This is a genomic window from Bacillus sp. J14TS2 (genome assembly GCF_018333015.1).
In the GTDB taxonomy this organism is placed as follows: domain Bacteria; phylum Bacillota; class Bacilli; order Bacillales; family Bacillaceae_C; genus Lederbergia.
Map to the genome: position 1 here is coordinate 1 of NZ_BORE01000031.1, position 24,402 is coordinate 24,402.

General features: G+C 38.2%; 24 protein-coding genes, 1 rRNA gene and 1 other annotated feature. Of the genes, 3 read left to right on the forward strand and 22 right to left on the reverse strand.

The features are described from left to right. The 13 genes from KI375_RS26200 to KI375_RS26260 form a co-directional block, all read right to left on the reverse strand. Positions 1-71: ribosomal RNA gene (locus KI375_RS26200) — 16S ribosomal RNA — on the reverse strand; the annotation flags it as partial. 430 nt (positions 72-501) lie between these two features. Continuing rightward, the gene (locus tag KI375_RS26205) at positions 502-996 is read right to left on the reverse strand and encodes a GNAT family N-acetyltransferase (RefSeq protein ID WP_212976313.1); all 495 of its coding nucleotides are present in this window, start codon (positions 994-996) and stop codon (positions 502-504) included. 128 nt (positions 997-1,124) lie between these two features. Continuing rightward, positions 1,125-1,910, reverse strand: coding sequence for an ABC transporter permease (locus KI375_RS26210; RefSeq protein ID WP_212976314.1), 786 nt, complete (start codon positions 1,908-1,910; stop codon positions 1,125-1,127). Next, positions 1,907-2,812 (reverse strand): ABC transporter ATP-binding protein, encoded by a 906-nt coding sequence (locus KI375_RS26215; RefSeq protein WP_212976315.1) that lies wholly within the window; start codon positions 2,810-2,812, stop codon positions 1,907-1,909. The genes KI375_RS26210 and KI375_RS26215 overlap by 4 nt, the downstream gene beginning before the upstream one ends. After that, positions 2,763-3,035 carry a PLD nuclease N-terminal domain-containing protein gene (locus KI375_RS26220; RefSeq protein ID WP_212976316.1) on the reverse strand — a complete coding sequence of 91 codons (273 nt, stop codon included), beginning with the start codon at positions 3,033-3,035 and terminating at the stop codon, positions 2,763-2,765. Before KI375_RS26220 ends, KI375_RS26215 begins: the two co-directional genes overlap by 50 nt. Positions 3,036-3,047: 12 nt before the next feature. Continuing rightward, positions 3,048-3,587, reverse strand: a complete 540-nt coding sequence (locus KI375_RS26225; RefSeq protein ID WP_212976317.1) for a helix-turn-helix domain-containing protein — start codon at positions 3,585-3,587, stop codon at positions 3,048-3,050. A 388-nt stretch (positions 3,588-3,975) separates the two neighbouring features. Next, a complete protein-coding gene (locus tag KI375_RS26230; RefSeq protein ID WP_212976318.1) occupies positions 3,976-4,662 on the reverse strand; it encodes an ABC transporter permease in 687 nt (228 codons plus the stop codon). Between the two features lie 18 nt (positions 4,663-4,680). Then, positions 4,681-5,676: a LytTR family transcriptional regulator DNA-binding domain-containing protein gene (locus KI375_RS26235; RefSeq protein ID WP_212976319.1), complete on the reverse strand. Its 996-nt coding sequence runs from the start codon at positions 5,674-5,676 to the stop codon at positions 4,681-4,683. A gap of 254 nt (positions 5,677-5,930) precedes the next feature. Then, entirely contained in the window at positions 5,931-6,155 is a 225-nt protein-coding gene (locus KI375_RS26240) for a hypothetical protein (protein ID WP_212976320.1), read from the reverse strand. 18 nt (positions 6,156-6,173) lie between these two features. Continuing rightward, positions 6,174-6,692, reverse strand: coding sequence for a small multi-drug export protein (locus tag KI375_RS26245; RefSeq protein ID WP_244853101.1), 519 nt, complete (start codon positions 6,690-6,692; stop codon positions 6,174-6,176). A 210-nt stretch (positions 6,693-6,902) separates the two neighbouring features. Then, positions 6,903-7,535, reverse strand: a complete 633-nt coding sequence (locus KI375_RS26250) for an NAD(P)-dependent oxidoreductase (RefSeq protein WP_212976321.1) — start codon at positions 7,533-7,535, stop codon at positions 6,903-6,905. A 254-nt stretch (positions 7,536-7,789) separates the two neighbouring features. Further along, positions 7,790-8,377: a TetR/AcrR family transcriptional regulator gene (locus tag KI375_RS26255; protein ID WP_212976322.1), complete on the reverse strand. Its 588-nt coding sequence runs from the start codon at positions 8,375-8,377 to the stop codon at positions 7,790-7,792. 187 nt (positions 8,378-8,564) lie between these two features. Continuing rightward, positions 8,565-10,226 (reverse strand): 2-isopropylmalate synthase, encoded by a 1,662-nt coding sequence (locus tag KI375_RS26260; protein WP_212976323.1) that lies wholly within the window; start codon positions 10,224-10,226, stop codon positions 8,565-8,567. A 57-nt stretch (positions 10,227-10,283) separates the two neighbouring features. Continuing rightward, positions 10,284-10,553 (reverse strand) — a binding site (T-box leader). A 565-nt stretch (positions 10,554-11,118) separates the two neighbouring features. Here KI375_RS26260 and KI375_RS26265 point away from each other — a divergent pair. Both KI375_RS26265 and KI375_RS26270 read left to right on the forward strand, forming a co-directional pair. Next, on the forward strand, positions 11,119-11,931 hold the full coding sequence (locus KI375_RS26265; RefSeq protein WP_212976324.1) for a MerR family transcriptional regulator: 813 nt from the start codon (positions 11,119-11,121) through the stop codon (positions 11,929-11,931). Position 11,932: 1 nt separating this feature from the next. Beyond that, positions 11,933-13,666 carry an ABC transporter ATP-binding protein gene (locus KI375_RS26270; protein ID WP_212976325.1) on the forward strand — a complete coding sequence of 578 codons (1,734 nt, stop codon included), beginning with the start codon at positions 11,933-11,935 and terminating at the stop codon, positions 13,664-13,666. A 38-nt stretch (positions 13,667-13,704) separates the two neighbouring features. Here KI375_RS26270 and KI375_RS26275 read toward each other — a convergent pair whose 3' ends face one another. From KI375_RS26275 to uvrA, 6 genes are all read right to left on the reverse strand, one after another. Next, positions 13,705-14,340, reverse strand: coding sequence for a response regulator (locus tag KI375_RS26275; RefSeq protein ID WP_212976326.1), 636 nt, complete (start codon positions 14,338-14,340; stop codon positions 13,705-13,707). Beyond that, positions 14,333-15,385 carry a sensor histidine kinase gene (locus KI375_RS26280; protein WP_212976327.1) on the reverse strand — a complete coding sequence of 351 codons (1,053 nt, stop codon included), beginning with the start codon at positions 15,383-15,385 and terminating at the stop codon, positions 14,333-14,335. The genes KI375_RS26275 and KI375_RS26280 overlap by 8 nt, the downstream gene beginning before the upstream one ends. Continuing rightward, positions 15,382-16,107, reverse strand: a complete 726-nt coding sequence (gene liaF / locus KI375_RS26285; protein ID WP_212976328.1) for a cell wall-active antibiotics response protein LiaF — start codon at positions 16,105-16,107, stop codon at positions 15,382-15,384. The genes KI375_RS26280 and liaF overlap by 4 nt, the downstream gene beginning before the upstream one ends. Positions 16,108-16,497: 390 nt before the next feature. Continuing rightward, complete coding sequence (locus KI375_RS26290) at positions 16,498-17,139, reverse strand: PspA/IM30 family protein (RefSeq protein ID WP_207453957.1); 642 nt, start codon at positions 17,137-17,139, stop codon at positions 16,498-16,500. A 26-nt stretch (positions 17,140-17,165) separates the two neighbouring features. Next, the gene (locus tag KI375_RS26295; RefSeq protein WP_212976329.1) at positions 17,166-17,516 is read right to left on the reverse strand and encodes a lmo0954 family membrane protein; all 351 of its coding nucleotides are present in this window, start codon (positions 17,514-17,516) and stop codon (positions 17,166-17,168) included. Positions 17,517-17,761: 245 nt separating this feature from the next. After that, positions 17,762-20,218, reverse strand: a complete 2,457-nt coding sequence (uvrA, locus tag KI375_RS26300) for an excinuclease ABC subunit UvrA (RefSeq protein ID WP_212976330.1) — start codon at positions 20,216-20,218, stop codon at positions 17,762-17,764. Positions 20,219-20,369: 151 nt separating this feature from the next. Here uvrA and KI375_RS26305 point away from each other — a divergent pair, with 151 nt between their 5' ends. After that, on the forward strand, positions 20,370-21,086 hold the full coding sequence (locus KI375_RS26305; RefSeq protein WP_212976331.1) for a MerR family transcriptional regulator: 717 nt from the start codon (positions 20,370-20,372) through the stop codon (positions 21,084-21,086). Positions 21,087-21,203: 117 nt separating this feature from the next. Here KI375_RS26305 and KI375_RS26310 read toward each other — a convergent pair whose 3' ends face one another. The 3 genes from KI375_RS26310 to KI375_RS26320 all read right to left on the reverse strand — a co-directional run bounded on the left by KI375_RS26310 (position 21,204) and on the right by KI375_RS26320 (position 24,373). Beyond that, positions 21,204-21,728 carry a methylated-DNA--[protein]-cysteine S-methyltransferase gene (locus KI375_RS26310; protein ID WP_212976332.1) on the reverse strand — a complete coding sequence of 175 codons (525 nt, stop codon included), beginning with the start codon at positions 21,726-21,728 and terminating at the stop codon, positions 21,204-21,206. A gap of 551 nt (positions 21,729-22,279) precedes the next feature. Further along, positions 22,280-23,362, reverse strand: a complete 1,083-nt coding sequence (locus KI375_RS26315) for an NAD(P)H-dependent flavin oxidoreductase (RefSeq protein WP_212976333.1) — start codon at positions 23,360-23,362, stop codon at positions 22,280-22,282. A 399-nt stretch (positions 23,363-23,761) separates the two neighbouring features. Beyond that, positions 23,762-24,373: a VC0807 family protein gene (locus KI375_RS26320; RefSeq protein WP_212976334.1), complete on the reverse strand. Its 612-nt coding sequence runs from the start codon at positions 24,371-24,373 to the stop codon at positions 23,762-23,764. Between the last annotated feature and the right edge of the window lie 29 nt (positions 24,374-24,402).

The following is a 24,402-nucleotide window of genomic DNA, read 5'->3' on the forward strand; positions in this document are numbered from 1 at the left end:
ATCCGCTCGACTTGCATGTATTAGGCACGCCGCCAGCGTTCGTCCTGAGCCAGGATCAAACTCTCATAAAAGTGTTGTTTCCTACTCAATTGCTGGCAATGGTTCAAAACCATTTATCCAATATTTAATGACGTTCGTTTCGTTCAGTTTTCAAAGGTCAAATTCTCGATCGCCGTATCAGCGACTTTATTAATATACCATCATTTAATAGTATCGTCAACACCTTTTTAAAAGAAACATTATTCTAGATCAATACTTTGTTTGTTGACAATATAAATATACTATCACCCAAAGGCTTAGCGGTCAATCTTATTCCTAGAGAAAAACCTCTTAAATATTATCGTAAAAAAACAATCATTCTACTACTTTGTCTCCCCTCACTTATCGAATTGTCATTAATATATAATGAAAACCTTTCTTCTATTACCACTTCAGAGTATATGAAACTATTAATTATTTCCCTACGTAATAATTTAAGCATCATTATATATCTACCCCCTTTTAAAGGAATAAAACCATTAGCTCTTCATCGAAGTATCTATTACCTAATTTTATTGCCTTTTTATCTTCTCCGAATTTCTTAAAACCCAAAGATGAATAAAGTCTTTTTGCTTGATCATTACTCGTCACCACAGTTAAATAAATCTGCTCAATACCTTCTAATCCTTTTGCTATCTTAATAGCTTCTAGCATTAAATTCTTTCCAACACCTATACCACGCTTCTCAGGAGAAACATACATGGCAAATATATTCGCTCTATGTTTTAATTTTTTATTCTTTTCTATAACTAAAGTCACTACTCCGATAAGTTTTTCATTTTCAAAAGCTCCAAAAGTTAGCGAATCTTGAGACTGAAACCTGCTTTCGTATTTTTTAACAGAATCCTTTTCCTCTTCATAGCTTGAAGCAAATGCTTCAGGGTTGGTCTGTAAAGCCTCTAGCCTCAGATCAAGATATTTTTTAGAATCTAGTGGATTTAAAAGTCTGATCTCCATAGTTCTCTCCTTATAATAGAAGTCTTTGTCTACCCTGAATTAATTGATAGGATACCCATTATTGGGTAAGTTTCGTCTTATTCTTATTAGATTGAAAGTCAAAATGTTAGTTTGCTCATAATAGGAAGTTACATAGAAGGTAATTCCTTTCTTGATAAATACGATGTAGCAAATAATAAGCAAAAAACAATAAGTAATACGGCAGCGGCTATTGTGATGAAAAAATGGGGCAGCACATTCCCTGATGTTATGATACTCACAGCTTGATTTGATAAATACGCCGGATTTAGGATTTGGAATCCTCCCCCTAACAATGTAACAGTCTTCAAAAAGATTAGAACAAAAATAGACAGCAATGCAATGGCCGATGTTCTAGATAATAAAGCGCCTATTGCGATTACAAAGGCCAACATAAATAAGCACCAAATATAATAAACCCCTACTCCTGCTACAATCCTAGCCACGGAAACAGCTTGATATAAATAAGATGTATAAAATACTGTTGTCAGAAATCCTAGGAAGATGGATCCTGCAATTATAACTGCATGCCCCACTAACTTACTTAACAAATATTCAACAAGCGTCGTATTGCGCGTCAGAATAAACGCTAACATGCCATTATTTTTATCTGTTGCGATAATGCCCATTGTCGCCATGACAATCACGATTAAGCCCATTTGGTCAAATTGATCGGTTAAGGCACTAGCTAATACTTCACTAGCCGTCAACTCAGGTAATGTGATCGTCATTCCATCAGGCAATCCACCAGCCATTTTTAAAATTTCTGGTAAATAGAAAGATGATAAAGGCTGCAGGATACCCAAAAACACAAAAACAACGGGCAACCATAATAGTTTGTAGCTTCTTTTTGCATCAAGCCATTCTTTCTGCAACAGAACTGTGAAACGGTTCATGATGTCTTCACCATCCTTAAAAAGATTTCTTCCAAGCTTTCCTGTACCAATTCAAACTTTTGAATCGGAAGATCCGCTTTTAAAATATTGCTTAACAACCAGTCTCTTCCCTGCTCGATATTTTTAACTCGCACTTTGGCTGTACTTCCCGTTAGCTCGATAGATTCAATAATATCTTCATTCACAAGCTGATGTGTCCACTCACTTAATCGCGGTGTTTGAATGATAAAAATTGGTTTTTGAGTTTGTTCAATAATTTGATTAACAGACCCATTCACGAGTAATTGCCCTTTGTTTATAATAAGCATCTTATCGCAAAGCTCTTCAGCATCATGCAAAATATGTGTTGAAAAAAGAATCGTCGATTTCTGTTTGATCCCTTTAAGCAATTCTAATATATCCCTGCGTCCTAATGGATCCAATGCAGAAACCGGTTCATCCATAATCAGTAATTTAGGTTGATGGATAAGTGCCTGTGCAATGCCTAATCTTTGCTTCATTCCACCCGAATAGGTGCCAATAAGCTGATTTTCTGCCTCATCCAATCCCACCAGGTCCAGTAATTCGTTGATTCTTTGTTCCAAAATCTCCTTTTCTATATTTGAAAGTCCCCCCATAAATGTAAGTAATTCCCTTCCCGTCATCCATGGATAAAAAGTGGGGTGTTGAGGTAAATATCCAATAAATTCACGCATTTGGTCATGGCGTTTTCCGTTCAGTAATATTTGCCCGCCTGTAAGCTTGTTAATAGCTAAAATCATTTTAATAATTGTCGTTTTTCCAGCTCCATTAGGACCGAGAAGAGCCACACATTCTCCTTGATTAATATGAAAATCAATATTGCGAACGACTTCATGATTTCCGTACTTTTTTTGGAGTTGACTTACTTGAAGTAGATGCATCTGAGCGTTGCCTCCTTCCTAAGATAAAATATAAAATGGGGCCGATGATGTTAACCAATATAATTACAACACCCCATAGCCATTTATAATCCGTACGTTGATCTGTTTTTAATAAATCCCATAATGCCACAGAAAATAAGATCAAATGTAGAATTAAGATAGGCAAAAGTAATGGTAACCAAGCGCCAATTTCATCAATTTCAAGATGATAACCATAATGCATGTACAGTCCTCCTTACTCTTTTGGTGATTGGGGAATAAACATACTAGCAAAAATTCGAGTGGTTCGTTCAGGTGTTACTTCGTTGTTGACCACCTTTTCAATTGCCTGTTGAACAGAATTGATAAGCTCCTTAAATTCCTCATCTGACAGATGCAAAGGTACATACGCATAGCTAAATCCTTCTTGTTCATACTGTTCTGGGGATGTATTCGCCAAATAAGACGTTACTAATTGCAGTAAATTACCGTGAAATACTGAAAAATGCCGGATATGATCTTCCTGAGAGATCGCTTCAATTTCGTCTCCAGGAATTTGCAAGTTATCTATTTTGACTGAGAATTTACGCTCCTCTGTTCCTTTCACCTTTTTTGTTTCAATTACTTCAATTAAATTTGCTTCAAGTAAAAGATTGATATGACGATATAGCGTAGCTTGCGGAACATCTCCAAGTATCTCGACTAGTTGTGCAATAGTCAGCGGTTTGTTTAAAAATAATTGTTGAACAATCCTCATTCGTATTGGATGAAGAAGTAAATCAGCTTTTCCTTTCATTGAATTTTCCTCCATATTATTATCATTTTATAAAATGATAATATAACTTCAAGGTTCTTTTGTCAAGTTATAAAAAAAACTACATTATCCCTTTCCGTAAAGCTGCATTTCAGCGGGAGATTTCTCACTTCTCCCACTGAATGAGTTGTACCCCACTTACATTCTTGTCTTCATCGAATTCCTGAAAAGGGGTTTTATTGCCAAGAATAAAAGATATATCCCTCTCAAATTTACTGAGTGGTTATTTAAATGCACTCCCTCGACATAACCAGTAGAAAAAGACAATCTCCGTGCATTACAAACATTAACTTGGATCACTGAGTGGGAAAAATCAATATCCAGCTATAATTTGTCTCCATTTGCTTTATTAGATAGAAACTAACGACACTTAGTAGGTTTCTCTCTTTCTCAACCAAACAATAAATAACAGGATGACAACCACCACCCATAGTAATGGTACAAGAAGAAAATGGAGAAAAGGTTGCTGCTGGTTAATCTGTTCAATCCCATAATGTAGATGATAATTTGGAAAGATAGCAAGCCACTTCATCGTACTTCGATCACTATTCATGAGCAGACCTTCGACAAAGAAATAAAGTAGTATAACCGGCATCCCTTGCAAGCTTACTTCAATGGTATTTTTCGTTTTCAAGCCGATAAAAGTTCCGATAAAAAGGATAATCAGTAACATTGGCAGAGCAAGCAAAAAGGTACTTAAGCTATAGCTGATCTGATCACTATGAAAGAGGAAGAGGACTATCAACACAAGCGATGTAATCGTAAAGGTAATCAGCATTTTTTCAATCACGATATCCCTTATTGAAAATCCTGCTTGTATGAGTCCTCGCTTCATCCTTTGTTCATGCTCCTCCACAATCATATTTCCTTGCATGATCATCGTGAGCATGCCAAGTATAAACGCAATCATAAACGATATTGGTATTTGTCGTAAGGGAATCAATGTAAAAACGAACACAAAAACAATCCCACTAATCAGGTTAAAGAGAATCTGACCATTCCAGCGTAAGTCACATAAATCTTTGTATAGGATCGCTTTCCAATGATGCTTATGCACGAGTTCCCCTCCTTATGTTCATAGTTGAATTAATTCTTTCAGTTTACTATAGTTGCCTTTGGATAAGGGAATCTTACTTTTAGATGAGTTATCCAGACTAAGACTATAACTGTTTTTGCTCCAAATAATAATTTCTCGAACCCGCTGCAAATTGACAAGATAGGAACGATGGCAACGGAAAAAACCTAATGGCAACAGGCGCGCTTCTAGTGTCTTAATTGTATTTGATGAGACAAATTCCTCGTTATTAACATATAGAAAGGTTTGTGCATTTCGTACTTCGATATAGTCAATTTCCAACGGATGAAAAAGGATGATTTTATCCTCTACTTTTGCACTGATTTTCTCAAACTGAACTTGTGTACTTGTTACATCCTCTTCATGCTCCTCTTCGGTGTCTTCTCCATCTTCCTCCACCTTTTGAACCCCTCGTTCTGAATAACGATAGACTATGTTTCCAAGCCGGATCGCTTCTTCTAGTGCAGGGGTAAAAAGAAGAACGGCCCCACCATTTTTAGCTAAATGTACAAGCAAATTATGAAGAACTTGCTTTGATTGAAGATCTAACATAAGAGAAGGGTCTTCAAAAATATATACAGCAGCTGGCTGAATCAGCGCTAATGCGAACTGCAATCGACGTTGCTCTGGCTGTGTTAAATCCTTTGTCTTCTTAGAAACGTAAGATTGCAGCTCGCATAAATCCACAATCCATTCTATATCCCCGTTGTATTGATATAGCTTACTCCAAAAACGCAACATTTGCCTGACATTAAGTCGTTTATATAAACCGTCTGTTTGTTGGAAAATATATACATTTTGAAATCCGCCTTTTGGAAGGGTAACCGCTCCTTTTTTAAATCTATGTGGATGATTCAATAGATCGAACAGTCGTTGGATGTACTCATTTTCCGTTTGTATGGCGATTATATCCCCCTTATCAACGGTTAAATCCAGTTCTGGCAATAAAACGTTATTCTGTTCAATTTTTGTTAATTGGTTAAAAGAAAAAACCATAATGATACCCCTTTAAAAGTATGTTCAAAAAGTACGGTAAAATGACACTGCAAAAATAAAAGATCTTCGACTAAGCACTGATACGTCCTCTGGGCAACATGGAAGTCAGCACAACACACGCAATTTTTCGATGTAAAAGATGTACTCGTGTCGGAGTTCGCGATTGATAGCAGTGCTTTTAGACTTTGGCCCATTTTATCATGCTTTTTGAACACGCAATATACTCATTTTCCATACTTTTCTCATCTGTGCTTTCATTGATCATTTTCCTCTACCTCTGCAGATAACGCAAGAACGGTAATGAGAGCAATGTTGATAAACCCGACTGGCGTAAACCAGCTAGGGGCTTCAAATCTTGGAAGTATAGTAAAAATAGCTGATATAGGCTCGTAAATAACCAAAGCTGGAATAATGGCTAGCAAGATCATTACCCAGGGAATTATTTTGTTGGGAATGACGCATTGCACCAATTTTTTCATAATCGAAAATCTCCTCTCTTATGAAAATGGGTTGAGATTAGGCAGATACTCTAAAAGATTCACACCGTAATTAAATGCAACACCTAACGCAATCGACCAAGTAGCAATCCCGATTGTTTGCCATAAACTGACATAGCCCCTTTTAGCACCAGATGCAATCGAAACTGCTGCACATACATGAAAGCAAAGAATGGGGCCAGCAAAGGAAATACCAGCTACACCATATTTTTTGAACAAATTCTGTGCACGTTGCCATCTCTTCCCTTGTTTCTCTTTCTCTTTCTCGTCCTGTTTCTTCTTAGATGCTTTTTTACGGATCCCGGAAAGTAACCAAACAAAAGCCATTACAGATAACCAATTTCCTAACGCACCAATGACTACAACCTGAATTGCAGGAAAACCAAAGACGATACCAATCGGAATCGCTACATACGATTCAAAAAAAGGTACGATCGACATAATGAATACACTTAAATATTGTACCCACGTATCTGCCTCAATTAATGTAAGTAATAAATTTTGAAACCATTCCATCATCATAAACCACTCCTATTTCGCTTGATGACTTTAGCATAAGTGATTAAGGCATGATCTACATTGGATTAAGGATGAATAGAGGGAAAAACGAGGCGAATGGTTCCTAGTTTATGATGAATGGTACTCATTTTGATAAAATATTGAAGTGGCATAATAACTCAAAAGCATCTTGCCTAAGTTTTGACAAGATGCTTTTTTGATTCCTTGCTTCTAATTAGAAATATATATGATGCTGCGTAAAGAATCGGGATTATTCAATTGCGATGCCAGACATTCAGCTAGGTTCGCACGTGATGTATACCCCTTACCTTTAGGCATGGATTGATTTATGGCAATTTTGTACTTACCAGTTTGTAAACCATCTGTTAATCTTGGCGGACGAACGATTGTCCAATCAAGTTCAGATTGATAAATCTTCTCCTCCATACGTTTCATGTCATCATATAGATTGAAAAATATTTTCCATAGAACCGTTAGAAGGATTCGTTCACCAATTGAAGCTTCTTGCTTCGATTTAAGCGTTTCGGCTGATAGACATATAAGTCGTTTCACATCGTTCCTTTTCATTTCTTTCATTATATTTTCGATTCCTTCTGAATAGACCGTTGTCGGCTTACGATGGTTCACCCCAAGCACTGAAAAGACTGCATCTTTTCCAACCATTACGTTTTGTAGGGTGGCAGGATTTAAAACATCTCCCTTTTGGATCTCCAGATGTTTATCTGTTAACTCTAATTGATCTGGTTGCCGTACGATAGCAGTTACCTTATGCCCATCGATAAGTAATTGTTTCACTAATTGAATACCCGTCTTACCTGTAGCTCCGAATATAACTAATCTCAAACTACTCACCTCTTTTTGTTAGTTATTAGTAACTAACATTTATAATAAAATTTTTACCATAGGAAGCGTTGGCTGTTATCTGCTATTTTCCTTACCTTTTTTATAACTGCAAGCACTAACCAAAATAGTACCAACGCAATAACTGGATGATCGCCCCTAAGCTAGGAATATTAATGCTAACATATTATATTGGAACAATCCGACAACTTGCCAACGAATAAGCTTAGCAAGTTGCCCAGTAAAGGACACCTCCCTTACTTTTTAATGCCATGGCAAAATGTTTGAACACTATTGGTAAGAAAATCTTCCTTCGTTACATTCATAAACTTTTTCCCCCATAAAGCAGTTGAGATGAAAAAACTAAATAACATAGCTAAAAAAGTAGATGCTTGGACATAGGAATCCACTTTAATAATCTTGTTATCTTCCTGCATCCTGATAAAATAATCGGTTATAAAAACCTTCAACTGCTCTGTATTATCAGCAACTAAGTCGATTAGCTCTGGCATTGTAAACCGCTCTTGAATCGCTATTAAACAAATAGATTCATTGCTTTCCATTACATCAAGATATAAATTTGCGATCAATCGTAAATCCTGTTCTAAATCCCATACGATATTATTCTCAAACGTTTGCTTAAAGCTAGGTATCACTGTATTTTTTTCAATCGCTGCCTCCAAGACACCTTTCTTCGTTTCAAAATGACGAAACACTGTCATTTCACTTACGTTTGCCGCATCTGCAATTTCTTTGATTGTGACTAAATTAAAGCCTTTTTCCTTCATCAATTGCAACGCTGCTTGAAGAATACGATCTGCGGTACTTACCTTCTTTTCTTCCATAAAAGAACACCTCCTATTTTCTTTGCTTTTTTACTCCTTGATCAATGTTAGTTAGTTATAACTAACATATTTTCCTTGATTATATTTCGTATGTAAACAAATGTCAATACATTATTAACTCGGCATATAAAATCCCCCTTTAAGCATGCTGTCTTAAAGGAGGAGCTTTACGAATTCATATATTTGCTTAATTGATATTGTCTAGTTTATTTACCGCTGCAGCTAAAGCTTGGACGGATGCCTTCATAATATCTTGGTTGATTCCAGCTCCCCAGTACATTCGTCCTTGATGTGAAATTCCAATCTGCGCTGACGCCTCGGCGACCGAACTTTTGCCCAGCGAATGCTGCTCATATACTTCTAGGTTATAATCGATCCCCAAATATGCTTGGAGTGCGTTGCTTACGGCATCTAAGCTGCCTGTGCCTTTCCCATGGATCTCAATTTGTTGATTATCTTTAAGTATTGTTAACGTTACTTTCTGATCCCCATTTTTGTTAAATTGATAGTCAACGATTTGAAATGAAGGAGCATAATCAACATAGTGCTCGATAAATACGCGATAGATTTCTTCGGCAGCAAGCTCTTTGTTGGTTTCATCTGATACTTTTTTAGTCAAATATCCCATTTCTTCATTCATTTTATAAGGTAATTTGATCCCATAATTACTTTCAAGGATATAGCCAATTCCACCTTTTCCTGACTGACTATTAATCCGAATGACATCTGTTTGGTAATTTCTTCCTAAATCCGCTGGATCGACCGGAATATAAGGTACATCCCACTTCTCCACCTTGTTTTCTCTTCTATATTTCATGCCCTTCGATATCGCGTCTTGATGCGATCCAGAAAATGCTGTAAAAACAAGATCTCCAGAATATGGTTGTCTTTCATGAACCGTCGTTCTTGTCAATCCTTCATACTTTTTACGAATCGCATCAAGGTTGTGAAAATTCAATTTAGGATCATAGCCTTGCGAATACATATTCATCGCTAATGTAATCAAATCGACATTTCCAGTACGTTCACCAATACCAAATAACGTTCCTTCTACTCGTTCTGCACCTGCTAGAACACCAAACTCTGCATCACTAACTCCGCATCCACGATCATTATGCGGATGAATGGACAATGTAACGCCGTCTCGATACGATAGGTTTTTATGGATATACTCAATTTGACTTGCATAAATATGAGGCATCGCATTCTCAACAGTTGTCGGAATATTAATGATTGCTTTATGTTCTGGTGTCGGTTTCCAAATATCTAGTACACTATTACAAATATCCAACGCATACTCGACCTCTGTTCCGGGAAAACTTTCGGGACTATATTGAAAATAAATATCGCCTTCTGTTTCTTCGGCAAGCTCTTGTACTAAAATTGCACCATTTACAGCAATTTGTTTAATTTCCTCTTTTGTTTTCTTAAATACTTGCCGACGTTGTGCCTCTGAGGTTGAGTTATAGAGATGGACAATGGCCTTAGGCACACCTTGAATGGCTTCAAAGGTTCTGCGAATAATATGCTCTCTTGCCTGTGTAATGACCATAATCGTCACATCATCCGGAATCATGTTGTTATCAATTAGAGTCCTCAATAGGTTAAACTCCGTGTCGGAGGCAGCTGGAAAAGCGACTTCAATTTCTTTAAATCCGATCTCAACTAATAGCTGAAACATCTCTAGCTTTTCTTCTAAATTCATCGGAATCGGTAAGGCTTGGTTTCCATCCCTTAAATCTACACTGCACCATATCGGCGCTTTTTCTACCGTCTCTTTCTTTACCCAATCATAAGAAAGTGTTGGAGGCAAATAATATTTTTTCTCGTATTTTTGATGATCAAACATGGTCAATTCCTCCCTAAAATTGAATATAAAAAAAGCCCCTCTTCTCCAGCAATTTGCTTTGGAGACGAAAGACTGATCTTACGCGGTACCACCCCGATTTCATGATAATAGACATTATCATGCACTTAACCAGATACAGGCATCCTTGCCTTATATCCTTTCCCATTTAACGGTGAGTTTCCGTTCTTAGCTACTCTCATTCCATTCTTACTGATTTGACTAAGCCTGCTCGAAGGCGAGTTCCCTGTTTTCTTACTATTGCTTCACATCAACCAGCAACTTTCTGAAAGTCAGCCGACAGGTACTATTCCTTATCATCGCATGTAAGTTTTTATTTGTATATCATCATAGCAGATTCATACCAAAAGGCATAGGGGTAGAGATAAACTTTTTAAAATTAAACTTCAATCAGTGGAGATTTCCCTTCATCTTTCACTGATTCGAGAAGCTCAAAGGCTAAATTCGCGCCGTCCTGGCGGCAGACTCAAACGCGACGTCCTGTCGCTTCGTCTGCACTAGTACTTCCTGTACGTCGCAACGCCTTTCTGACCACCATCCTGTTGGCCTCCGACAAGCAAATGTTCCTGAACCAAGGAAGGGGCTTTTTCCCTTCCTTGGTTCAGGGTTATTTGACCTCGAGGGGCTAGGCGCTGGAGCTGGATGTCAACCACGACATCCATCTAGTTATCCACAAGCCGACAATTTTATAGTTTCCTTAACAAGAACAAATTGGGCTTTTACTGGTTGTTGCCCCCACTTCCCGCGAATTCTTGGAGTGCAGTTAAAGTGGGATAAATTGAGATTGAAGGTAGTGAATTTCAAAAAACCCTTGCCCCTCACGTTGCGTGATAAGATAAGATGAAGCTAACAAGTTGAGAGGAGTTTAACCCCTATGGTCAAAGAAACCTTTTCCGTTAGTGAATTCGCAGCCTATACAGGTGTATCTGTACGAACTTTGCATTATTATGACGAGAAAAATATATTAAAGCCAAAACGAGATACGAATACAGGTCATCGTGTTTATGAAAAAGAAGAGACAATTCAATTGCATAAAATTATGACATTGAAATTTCTAGGGATGACTCTAGAAGATATAAAAGAATATATGCACTCTACAACCTTTGATTTAGGCTTTATTGATACATTAAAGCTACAGGAATCGAAGTTAAAAAAGGATAAGGAACAAATTGAAATTGCTTTAGAAACAATTCAGCGAACAGTTTACGTTCTAGAAAATGAAAAGGAAGTCGACCATGCGATGCTTGTTAGTTTACTAGCAAGTATGCAAACAGAGAAAAAACAGCAAGAACTTTCTAAAGAGATTATAAAAGAGGAAGCTATACAGAAAATGTTCCCAGCAACCGCACAAGATAAATTGAACTGGGAGATTGGTTTGTTAACATTTTTCAAACAGGTTAGACGTCTTTTAGGCAAGCCAGTAGACCATCCAGAAGTGAAACAAATGCTGGATGACTTTTACCAGTTGACCTTAGAATTATTTGATATGGACTCTTTTGAAGAGTTGGCTGAAATGTTCTTTCTGGATTTAGATGATGCGGTAAATGAAGCGCGCTTTGCAGCTTATATCCAAGAGGTAGAACGCCTTGTTCCTACGCCATTAACAAAAGAGGAAGAAGCTTGGCTAGAGCAAGTGACGTTCCATTACATGGATTCAGTGTGGGATGAGAAAGAAAGGAGGGGCTAAAATGGAACCATCAAAAACATCATCAAGCCATTTTATCAAACTGATTCTATCGACAAAGCTACCAAGGCTGATCCTTATTCTTGGGCTATTAGGTAGTATACTTACCACGCTGGTTGGACTTACTATTCCTATATTGACAAGAGAGCTAGTCGATGGATTTTCAATAACAACATTAAATTGGTGGTTTATTGCGATTATTATTGGAGTTTTTATTGTCCATGCTCTAGTAGATGGATTATCAGCATATGCACTTGCCTATGTTGGACAAAAAGTCGTCGCTAGGTTAAGGGAAATTTTATGGAAAAAGCTTATTCGCTTACCTGTTCCATTCTTTCAAAAACAGCCGAGCGGCGAATCTGTCAGCCGTGTAATTAATGACACAGGGATTGTAAAAGATCTTGTTTCCCAACATTTCCCACAATTTATCTCAGGCTTAATATCGATTATTGGGGCGGTGATCTTACTTCTTTTTATGGACTGGAAGATGACAATTATGATGTTCATTGCTGTTCCCATTACCGTATTAGTGATGTTCCCACTCGGAAGGCAAATGCTTAAAGTATCACGCAGCCTACAGAATCAAACAGCAAACTTTCAAGGTGAGATCCAACAAACCATTAGCGAAATTAAACTAATGAAATCCTCCACCGCAGAATTAAAGGAGGAGCAGCGCGGGATGCGTGGAATTTTCGGGCTATTACAAACAGGGCTTAAAGAAGCGCGTATCACTGCGATTATTTCCCCATTTATATATATGATTGTCATGCTCGTGATTGTTGTGATCATTGGATATGGTGGAATTCGTGTAGAAGAAGGAACTATGTCAACAGGATCTCTTGTTGCCTTTCTCCTCTATTTGTTTCAAATTATCTTCCCAATCACAACCTTTGCGATGTTTTTTACGGAAGTACAAAAAGCCAAAGGGGCGACGGAACGTATTGCTGAAATTTTAAATGAAGAAGAGGAAGAGATTAACCCAGGAATGGAAAAATCAATTGCCGAGCTTCCATTAGAATTTAAGCACGTCAGCTTTGCCTATGATACAAGTGAGAATGTTTTAAACAACCTATCATTCTCCGCAGCGCCCGGGGAAATGATCGCATTTGCTGGACCAAGTGGTGGCGGAAAAACAACGGTATTTGGATTAATTGAACGTTATTATGCACCCAATGAGGGCGAGATTTTACTAGGTGACACATCGATTCACGCTATCTCCCTCATATCTTGGCGGTCACAAATTGGTTATGTATCGCAGGAAAGCTCCATGATGTCAGGTACAATTCGTGATAATTTAACCTATGGATTGAAAAATTCAAATTTGATTAAAGAAGATCAGCTTTGGGCAGTTGCCGAGATGGCCTATGCAGCCCAATTTATTAAAGCACTTCCACATGGACTTGATACAGAAGTCGGTGAACGTGGTACGAAATTATCTGGTGGGCAGAGGCAGCGTATTAATATTGCCAGAGCCTTTTTACGCAACCCAAAAATCCTTTTACTTGATGAAGCAACGGCTAGTCTTGATAGTCAATCAGAACAGGTTGTTCAAAAAGCATTGCAACGATTAATGGAGGGAAGAACAACCTTTGTTATCGCTCATCGTCTCGCAACTATCGTTCATGCAGATCAAATTATTTTTATTGAAGATGGTGCAATCACTGGAAAAGGAACCCATCAAGAGTTACTTACCCATCATGCGTTGTATCGATCATTTGCGGAACAACAATTGACATAAGCACCGATATCCCCCTTAGCATTCGGATCTCAGGGGGATTATCGTTTTACAAGATTATTTTGAAAAGCATAAATGACCGCTTGCGTACGATCATGAACTTCTAATTTCCCGAGAATATTACTAACATGGACTTTGACAGTTTTTAACGCAATAAATAATTCATCGGCAATTTCTTGGTTTGATTTTCCTTTGGCCATTAACATCAAAATTTCTTTTTCTCGTTCTGTTAGCTGATCATGCAATGCCGCTTCTTGTTTATTTCGCATTCTATTCATAATTTTCCCGGTAACTTCAGGCTCTAGAAAGGATTGGCCTTGATACGTTGCTCGAATCGCTTTTGCAATTTCACTGGCCTTTGATGTTTTTAACATATAGCTTGTCGCTCCAGCTTCTAATGCAGGATAGACCTTCTCATCATCCAGAAAGCTTGTAACGATAATGATTTTAGCTTCAGGCCATTGCTCCATGATTTTCTTTGTTGCTTCAATCCCATCCATCCCTTCCATCACAAGGTCCATTAAAATAATATCCGGACGAAGATCTAAGGCAAGCTCCACAGCACGCTCTCCATCATCTGCCTCTGCAATCACGTCAATGTCAGGCTGGGATGAAAGGTATGCGGAGACACCAATTCGAACCATTTCATGATCATCAACAAATAAAACTTTAATCATTTACTGGATCCTCCTTTCTTAAATTAGGGACTTTGACTTCCAAACGGGTACCTTCATTTGGCAAGCTAATAATTTTCAATGTACCCCCGACCTCATAGGCCCGTTCGCGCATATTTTGCATACCATAGGAACTTGTTTTTACGGCATCTGCCTGGAACCCAATCCCATTATCGGCAACACGTAAAATGATCGTTTCGTCCCGTTCGATAAGTAATATGTGTAAAATTGTGGCTTTAGCATGTCGCAACGTGTTGGACAAGGATTCTTGGAAGATACGAAACAACTGATCTTCTATCCCTTTGTCCATATTAAAATGCTCTATTTTTACATCAATTTCCATTTGTACCTTTTGAGTTAATTCATTTAAGAATCCTTCCATTCCTTCTTGTAAAGACTTCCCCTTTAATGCAACAGGGCGTAAATGTAAAAGCAATGCCCGCATTTCTAATTGCGATTGATGAATCATTTTTTCAACCATTTTCAATTGTTTTTTTAAAGTTGGATCCTCTGGTGGTCCTTCTTCGTTAATCGCAGACATCAACATCGATGAAGCAAATAATTGCTGACTGACTGAATCATGCAGTTCTCGGGCAAGACGGTTTCTTTCTTGAACGACGATTTCTTGCAGGCTTTGCTCACGTTCATTCGCTCTTTCTGTCGCAATGCGTTGTGCGTGTTCTGTCTGCGCTCTTAATTTTTCTTGCAATTGATGCATGCGAACCGAAATGGTGTCCAATTCTTTCGTAACTTCTTCATCAGCAGGTAACTTTCCACCATTAAGAACAGCAGCAAGCATCCGTTCAATCTGCGTCAAATTCTGTTGCCAATCCCACCCTATAATAAAACCAATAATCGTCCCTACTGTCACACTGCCTGCCAAAACCGTTAGAAGAAAAGAAACATCACCGATTTTTCCTTCCCAAAGTCCCCTCCACCCGATTGTCTCGTCCAGTGAAAAAGCAAAAAAAGTTATAAGAACAAAGGCAATAGCAAGGATTAAACTACAAGCATTGGATAGTAAAACATAACGAATAATTCGATTCATACTCGCTTCACCTCAATATCTCCAGAAAATATCGAAGTGATAATTTTTACCCGTGGATAAGTGGTATTGTAGTTGGCCGTTTCATAGTGAATCGATTTATTCATTAATTGACCGTGATAGGCTCCCAAAATCGTCGCTCTGCCAAAAACGGAACTATGATGAATACTAACCTCTACTTCATAAGGAACATAAATCTCAATATTACCGATTAAATGCCGAATCGAGACGACTGCGGTATCATTTGGCAATACTGTATTACTCAAATCGATTACGCGATCGCCATATATCCCATGAATATTGACATCTTTCCATTGATAAGCAGTATCTTCTGTACGTAAATCATCAAATAAACGCTCATCAAATAATGGTTGCACATGGATAAGTGCTTCTTTCGGCTTTCTTTCATCCGAAAATTGAGGAGCAATTGTTTGAGGGGCCTTTTTTGATTTCATATAGTTATAAATGATAATAACAATCGCGACAATAATAAAAAAGCGGACAACAAGCAGATTAAAAAAAGCGAGGATAAAGCTTACAAGCGAGATGGCGAATACAACCTTCCATCCCAATTTTTGAATTTTTTTCCAGCTCATATAGACGAAGCAGCCCGAAATCACAGCGTAGATAATACCACCATGAAAAAAAACAATTTCAATTAAAAGGAGAATCGCACCGATGATCAATATCCAATTAAAATAATTTGTATCTAATCGTTTGAACATCTTGCATCCTCCTTTCATTTATTATGTAATAATCAGTAAGGCAGCGTGGATAAAGTGAAACTTCATTCAGTGGGGGCTTTTTTCCATCCCCCACTGAATGTTAAGGATCAAAGGCTAAATTCACAACATCCTGTTGGCAGACTCAAAACGCGACGTCCTGTCGCTTCGTCTGCACTAGTACATCCTATACGTCGCTACGCCCTTTGTGACCTGCGTCCTGCAGGCCTGAACCAATCGGGTATTTACTGGCAGTTGTCCCCCACTTACAATTCTCGTTTTTTCCTCGAATTCTTGACGTGGGGGGCTTACTGCCAGTTAATTCGGGATAAAATTACAGACGCAAGATGATTTGCGCCTGTATAAGTATATCACGTTTTCTATATATAGGTTTTAATTTACTTCTTCTGTCTTTTCTTCTTGCTGTTTTTCAAGGGCAGCGATTTTATGATCAAATGTGCTACGGTAGTAAGAACTGTTTACTTTGTATTCGAGGTTTTCAATGTATTGCTCCATTTCTTCAAACTTTGAAAAGGATTTTTCTGGAGCATCATCAACCACACGATTGATTTGGTGGTTGGCTTTGGCGATATTTTCTCGTCCCATTAATTCCATTCGACGCAGGTGCATGTCTTTCAAGCGATGTTTCATTTCTTCATATTTACGCTCGAGGTTGTCTAGTTGAGTGATCGCTTCATCCTTCGATGCTTTCATACGTTCCGCACGATTTTGATATTCCTCATGCTCCTTTATAGCAAATTCATGCATCTCTTCTTCTCCGGCACGCTCTGCGATCTGTGCTTGTTTAAGACGTTTATCAGCTAGTTCTTGTGCTTTTATATATTCACGTGTAAATTCTTCTTTTAACTTATATTGACGATCAATCAGCTTTCTTACTTTTTCCTTTTCTTGCTCACTTTGGCGTAAATACAGATTTAACGCAGCAATTGGATTTTTCTGTTCCTTTTTGTCCATCATCGTATGAAGATCTGCTGAAATAGAATCCTTAATTCGAGTAAAAATATTTGTCGTCATCATCAATCTCTCCTTTTAATTGTTCATTATTTATTTAATTCTGCCCACTCTTTTTCAAAATTTGTAAAGGGATCGTCATCTTCTCTAACCTGAACTTCCGAACTCTCAGAGGTATTCCAATTTTTATAAATAAGGTAAAGAGCATATGCTGCTGCCACACCGATAACAGCATAAATATTAGAGAATGAGATACTTAATACAATTAATCCCACAATCACCCAACCAACTTTCGCTGCAGTTGAATCGGTTTGTACGAATTTTTTAAAGCATACATACAGCAGCCAAACACTTAAGGCCAATATCACCATCGGGCCGAGATTTGCAAGAAGTATAAACAATGCAATAAGCCCACCAATAAACAATATAAACTTTTTCACTCCGTTTTCCTCCCTTCGTTATCGTATCTTTATCTTATCGACTTTCGCGATTTTTCATAATAAGCTTAAGCTATATTTTTGATTAAGCCTTGAGGCTTACTAGCATCTAATCCTATAAAGTGAAACTTCAATCAGTCGATGTTTTACAGCAGTTAATGCGGGATAAAAGGGTACTCAAAAAGGACATTCCATATGCCCTTTTTGAAATGCCCTAGTCTACCCACGATCTTCTATTCTCAAGTTTTTTACAAATACTGACCTGTATAAGAGTTATCATTTGTTCGAATCATCTCTGGTGTGCCTTCCGCGATCACTTGACCGCCTTTTTCTCCTCCTTCTGGTCCTAAGTCAATAATCCAGTCCGCGGCCTCTATGACCTGGCTGTTATGTTCAACCATAATAACTGTGTTCCCTGCATCTACTAAACCGTTTAATAGCTTTAATAATTGAATGGTGTCAGTAGGATGCAAGCCGGTCGTTGGCTCATCTAATAAATAAAGTGAAGTCTTTTTCCCTTGCTTCATTAATTCTTTCGCTAGCTTTAAGCGTTGTCCTTCTCCACCTGAAAGTGTTGTTAGAGATTGTCCCATTTTCAGATAACCTAAACCAATGTCCACTAGTAAAGTTAATATTTTTTGTATCTTCTTCTCTTCTTCAAAAATCGCCAGACATTCATGAATGGAACTTTCCAAAATATCATTGATCGAATAATCTTGATATTTTACAGCTAATATCTCTTGCTTAAACCTCCTCCCTTGGCATTCAGGGCACACCACCTCTAAATCGGGAAAAAAGAGCATATTCGTTGTAACGTAGCCTAGCCCTTGACAATTCTCACAACGACCACCGGCCGTATTAAAGGAAAAGTGTTTTGCGGTTAATTTTCGTTCTTTCGCTTCTGGCAACTTCGAAAAAAGTGTGCGAATCGGTGTAAATAAATCAATATAAGTTGCTGTATTGGAGCGTTTCATTCTACTAAGTGGGGATTGTCCGACTATAATCATTTGGTCAAAAATCTCTAACCCCGTTACCTTTTCAAAATCTTCATAAAATGGATCATTTGCTTTAGCAAGCACATCAAATAGTAGTGAAGACTTCCCAGAGCCAGAGACCCCTGTTACTGCCGTTAAACAACCCGTAGGCAAGGTGACCGTCACATTTTTAAGATTATTGGCAGTAGCATGATGGATCGTTATGCCTTCTCCTACGCCACTTCGATAGCCCTTTTGAATTGACTCTTCTTGTCGCAGATATTGTCCTGTCACCGATGCTTTTTGCTCCAGTAATTCTTGCAATGTTCCTTGACCAACTACGGTTCCTCCAAGCTTTCCTGCACCTGGGCCAATATCAATAATATAATCTGATTCCTTCATGACTTCTACATCATGCTCAATTAATAAAATGGTATTACCTAAATCCCGCAAATGTTTCAATACACTTATAAGCCCAGCAGTGTCCCTTGGATGTAGACCAACTGTCGGCTCATCCATGATATACAGCACTCCCGTAAGGGCTGAATCAAGCAGTGCCGAAAGCCTAATTCGTTGTGCTTCTCCTCCCGATAAGGTAATCACCTGTCTGTCTAAAGTCAGGTACCCTAAACCAATTTTCATAATCCGGATAAGCTTTGTTTTAATGTCTTGGACAAACGTTTCTATGAGTTTATATTGCTGCTGATCCAATGATTTTTCTACTTGATTCACCCAAGTCAGCATCTCCTCCAAAGAATGGACAACCAACTGCGGAATTGTCCAATTCTCTACTTTAACTTCTCTGCTCACCTTGTTTAAACGATCACCATGGCAATCCGGACAAATCTGTGAGTAGAAATAAGCATCTGCTTCAGCGGAAGAACCAGCATTTTCTGTAAATCTGCGCCACATCGATGTGAGTACACCCGGAAATTTCCCTTTCTCCACCGTCTTAGGTGGTTTCACTTTTGGAAAAAGTTCCTTAACCTGATCACTTTCCACGCCATAGTAGAGAATAGCCTTCTGTTCCTGACTAAATTCTTTTATTGGTACATGATCAGCATCTGGCAACTTATAATAACGAAAGCCTTCTTTTAACACTGCGATTTGATATTCTCCATAACGTCCCGTAAAAATATCTACAGCACCATCTTCTAAGGAAAGCTCTTCATGAAAAACGGACGGAAGATGAATATCTACAGTTTTCCCTAATCCTTTACAGGAAGGACAAGCTCCTTCTGTTGTATTATAGGAAAAATGAGTTCGGGTTAATTTCTCCATTTTTTCTTGGCAATTTGGACAGAAGATATATTCTGTAAAACTATCTTCTTCTTTTTCTACCCTGCCATTATAGGCCATCGGATCAATCTCATATTGACAACAAGGACATTTCCTCCTCCCAAGCTTTTCAAAGATCATTCGTAAGCTCGTATACATATCCGTCATTGTTCCCACTGTGGAGCGTGGATTCCGATTCGTGATTTTCTGATTAATGCTAATAGCAGGAGATAAGCCACTAATAGAATCCACCTTTGGCTTACTAATCCCCTGCATTCCCATGGATTCTAAATACTGACGCTGACATTCATTAAATAGTGTGTCGATCGCCAACGTACTCTTCCCTGATCCAGAAGGACCTGTAAAGACAATTAGTTTATTTTTAGGGATAGATACAGAGAGATTTTTTAAATTGTTTTCTCGCGCTCCGTTTACAATCATGACATCATTCATTCAACATTCCTCCTTCATTGCTTTTAATTCAATCATATAACATTTATGCAAGTGCAAGGTTTTGGATAAAATGATACTATAGAATAAAGCTTTTTATTAGAAACCCGTCAAGGAACTATAATGTTTTAATTGAATCTTTGGAGGTCGTGATTTGGAGCTTAGACCAATTGATATTGCCAATAAACTAGATGTGGGTACGAGCGCACTCAGGCATTATGAAGTATGGGGAATTGTTCCCAAAGCTATTCGTAAAGCAAATGGCTACCGGGTATATACCGAAGTACATGAAGCATATTTCCAATGTATACGTGCGATGTATCCGGGCTTCGGCATGGCTACCGTCCGCCGTGTGATGCCTTTACTACAAGAGGAAAAATTTACGGAAGCACTCTGGGAAGTTAATGCCGTGCAAGCAGAAATTTTTGAAAGAAGACAGCAAGCCATTGATGCTATCGACATCTTAAGTCCAGATAATATGCAAAACTTCATGAAAAAACAACAAAAGAAATATTATGCAATTGGGGAAGTTGAAGCCGAATTGCATGTACCAGCAAGTACATTGCGGCATTGGGAAAAAGAGGGGCTGATTACTCCTAAACGAAATACAGAAAATGGCTATCGAATCTATACACGAGAGGATATGAGACGTTTATTGATTATCCGAACCGTGCAATCCTCTGTCTATTTACTTGAAAAAGTGCGTGACGTTCTAGATAAAATGCAACAACATAGCTTAATCGATGCCAGAAAAATTGTCCTGGATGCCTTGGCCTATATGGATTACCAGATAGAACAGCAATTAAGGGGAGAATATTATCTTTATAAACTGATCAAGCTTTTAAAAACAAAAGCGCAAGCGCCTGTTTAAGGGCTATTTCTGCAACATCCCTTAAACAGGCGCTTTATCTACACTCATACATCCATCCTGTACCTCACTAGACCAGCTGCTGTCAGGTCATTCGGGATATATAATGAAAGGATTGACTTAGGCCTTTGCTTCTCTCTCCACCATCAATAATTTTTCTTTCATCGGGATACCACCTCTAAAGCCAGTCAATTTGCCGTCCTTTGCGAGCACACGATGGCATGGAACAATGATCATGACTGGATTGGCACCAATTGCAGCACCAACAGCTCGCACAGCTTTAGGCTTTTCAATTTTATTTGCAATATCCATATAAGAAACGGTTTTACCATAAGGAATCTTTTGTAGCTCTTTCCAAACAGCTTCTTGAAAAGGTGTTCCTTCTAAATCAATTGGTACATCAAATGTTGGATTTTCTCCATTCAAATAAGAAATGAATTGTTCTTTATAAGCCATTAATTTTTCTTCATCATGAACTAAAGTGGCACCTGTCCTTTTTTTATCGACCCAATTTTTCACTTCATCTATTTCTTTCTCCTGTGAACCAACAAAGCATAATCCCGTTTCCGTTGCAGCAAGATACATTGACCAGTCATTATGCTCTAATTTTCCGTAATAAATTGGTTGCCTCTCTTCATTTTGCATGGGTGGTCACCTTCTTTTTATATTCATTTCTAAATTGACATGGTGTTGGCAAAAAACTGTTGAATAGGTAGTTCTATTTGGTTAAGTAGATTTTACTTTTTCCATTTTACTATTCTCAACAATTGTCATTCGTTGCTCTGCAGTACTTAAGATTCATGGTCTATTCTCTATTGTACACCCGACCGAAATAAAGAAAACATTTGTCCAATTAAAAAGCAAGATATGAAATATTTTACTTTTCCTTTAAAGATGCCTCTTCATTCATCAATGTAGGAGATTCATTGTTATTAAAAATTAAGATGAGACTGAGACAAAAGTGGTTTCAAACAAGCCAAAACCGAACTACTAGGTTCAGATACCTCGCTCCGGAAATATACTTCGCTTTCCGCGGGCGGCTGGTGAGCTTCCTCGTGCTATCGCACTCCGGGATCTCACCGAGGCCTTTGCTCCCGCAGGAGTCTTCGTATATTTCCTCCACTAAAGCAATACATTGTTCGTCTTTGAAGGTTAGCAATTTAGTTATGTCCCAGCCTCCTTGTATCTGTTATCTCTTAAGCTTTACTCTTTTGACCATTTATAATTTGTTCAACCTGTGCAATAATCGCTGCAACTATCTCACTAGCAGACTGTTGTTTACAGGAACGTGGATTTTGACCACACCACATAGACATCCATTCTGGTCGATTTTGTTTTCCTGCCTCACTTCTGATCGGTTTGGTCAGTGTGTTTTGGATAGGATATGCCGGTAACTCCATTTCATATTTTTCCATTTTAGTTATGAAATCATTGCGAATCCCTCTTGCTGGTTTTCCGCTAAAAGTAGAGGTCACGACTAATTGATCCTCTTTGGTGTTCAAAATGGCTTCTTTGTATTGCATATTTACCCCACTTTCTGAACTTGTCAGAAAAGCTGTACCCATTTGAACTCCTTGGGCTCCTAAAACCAAAGCTGCCAAAACACCTCTCCCATCAGAGATTCCCCCTGCTGCAATTACAGGAATATGAACTTGATCCACTGCTTGCGGAATAAGCGCCATGGTTCCAATCATCGCCTCATCAAACGATCCAAGAAACGTGCCACGATGTCCACCAGCTTCACTTCCTTGCATCACAACCATATCCATCCCAATTGCTTCATTAGCCTTTGCTTCCTCCACCGTTGTCGCAGTCCCCACCAACATAATCCTTTTTTCTTTTAATTGTTGAACAATTACTTTTGAAGGAAGCCCAAATGTAAAACTGCAGACAGGAACTTGCTCTTCCATTATAATTTCTATTTGTTTTTCGAAAGTAGCTGTAGTTATTTCATTCACTTCTGGAGTTTCCGCTATCTTTAATGCTTCTCGAAAAGGGCGGAGCCACTCGTTTGCTTGTTCAACTTCTTCCTCCAGTACATTCGGTGTTTCAGGGATAAACAGGTTAACAGCAAAGGACTGATCTGTGAGCTGCTTAATCTTCCGAATACACTCTCGTGTCTGCTCCGGACTCATATAACCTGCGCCAAGTGTTCCAAGGCCTCCCGCATTGGAAACAGCAGCAACCAGCTCAGGTGTTGTCGTTCCTCCAGCCATGCCTGCTTGAATGATTGGATATTTAACACCTAACTCATTAGTTAATTTATTTTCATACCACATCCTGCTTCCTCCTTTTTTAAAGTAAACTCCTATATCTTTACTTTAGTAGAAAATGAATGTGCCATCCAGCATTTTTTTTATTCCTTATGTGGATCCGGTCACCAGCATATGCCCCTATCATACATCTAAAAAAACTACCCTTTCCTACGTGATTAAAGAAATATCCGACTTTTTTCACTGGTCAATCCTTTTTTGCTGTTATCGACTATTATCTCTTCTCAAATCCCCTACAAACTATCATTGAAAAAGGTCTAAATAAAGTGAGACCATATTATCAGTCGAGGTTTTATTGAACGATTTGACTTGAAAACAATGAACTCTATTACAAACAATTCATTTTTACTTAAATGACTTTGAATTGCTGACTCAGATCACGATCACCTGCAAATATAATTTTATTCACGATGCTGATAAAGTATTTTGTCTTACTCGTTTAATAAAGTGAATGTTCCACAATATTGCTAGTCCAATGATCCCATAGGTAAAGAAAGGAGAAACGAGCAAAAATGTGGATATCGATATCGAATAAACCAGTGCTACCTTTACAACGCCCTCTAACAATAATATGCTCCCCCATGCAACGGTTAACAGACGGATATTCTTTCGAAACTCTGGCAATCTTGTCCATTTCTCTTTCATTGCAGCTTCGCCTCCTGCAAATCTTACGGCAAAATAATAAATGAGAGGTCTGGCAAAGATAAGTGAAATTAAAAATACCATGCCCAAAATTCCTGTAATGTAAGATTCCCGCAGCAAAATAAACTTCTCATCTCCACCAATTAAAACAGCAACAACCCCGAGGAAAATGCTGAGAAAAATAAAGATTGAAACTGCATCTATTTTTTTCCTTTTAATCAGATTGAACAGCGTATCACACAACGGGATTAAGGCGGCCACGGAGAGTGCCATTACTCCACTTGTATATGGTATTAACACACGATAGGCTAAATATGGCAAAGCGATATTCAATAGAATTGTGACAATCACTTCATTCCTCGTTTTTTTCGTCATAACTGTTCCCTTCTTTAATCTTTATAAAT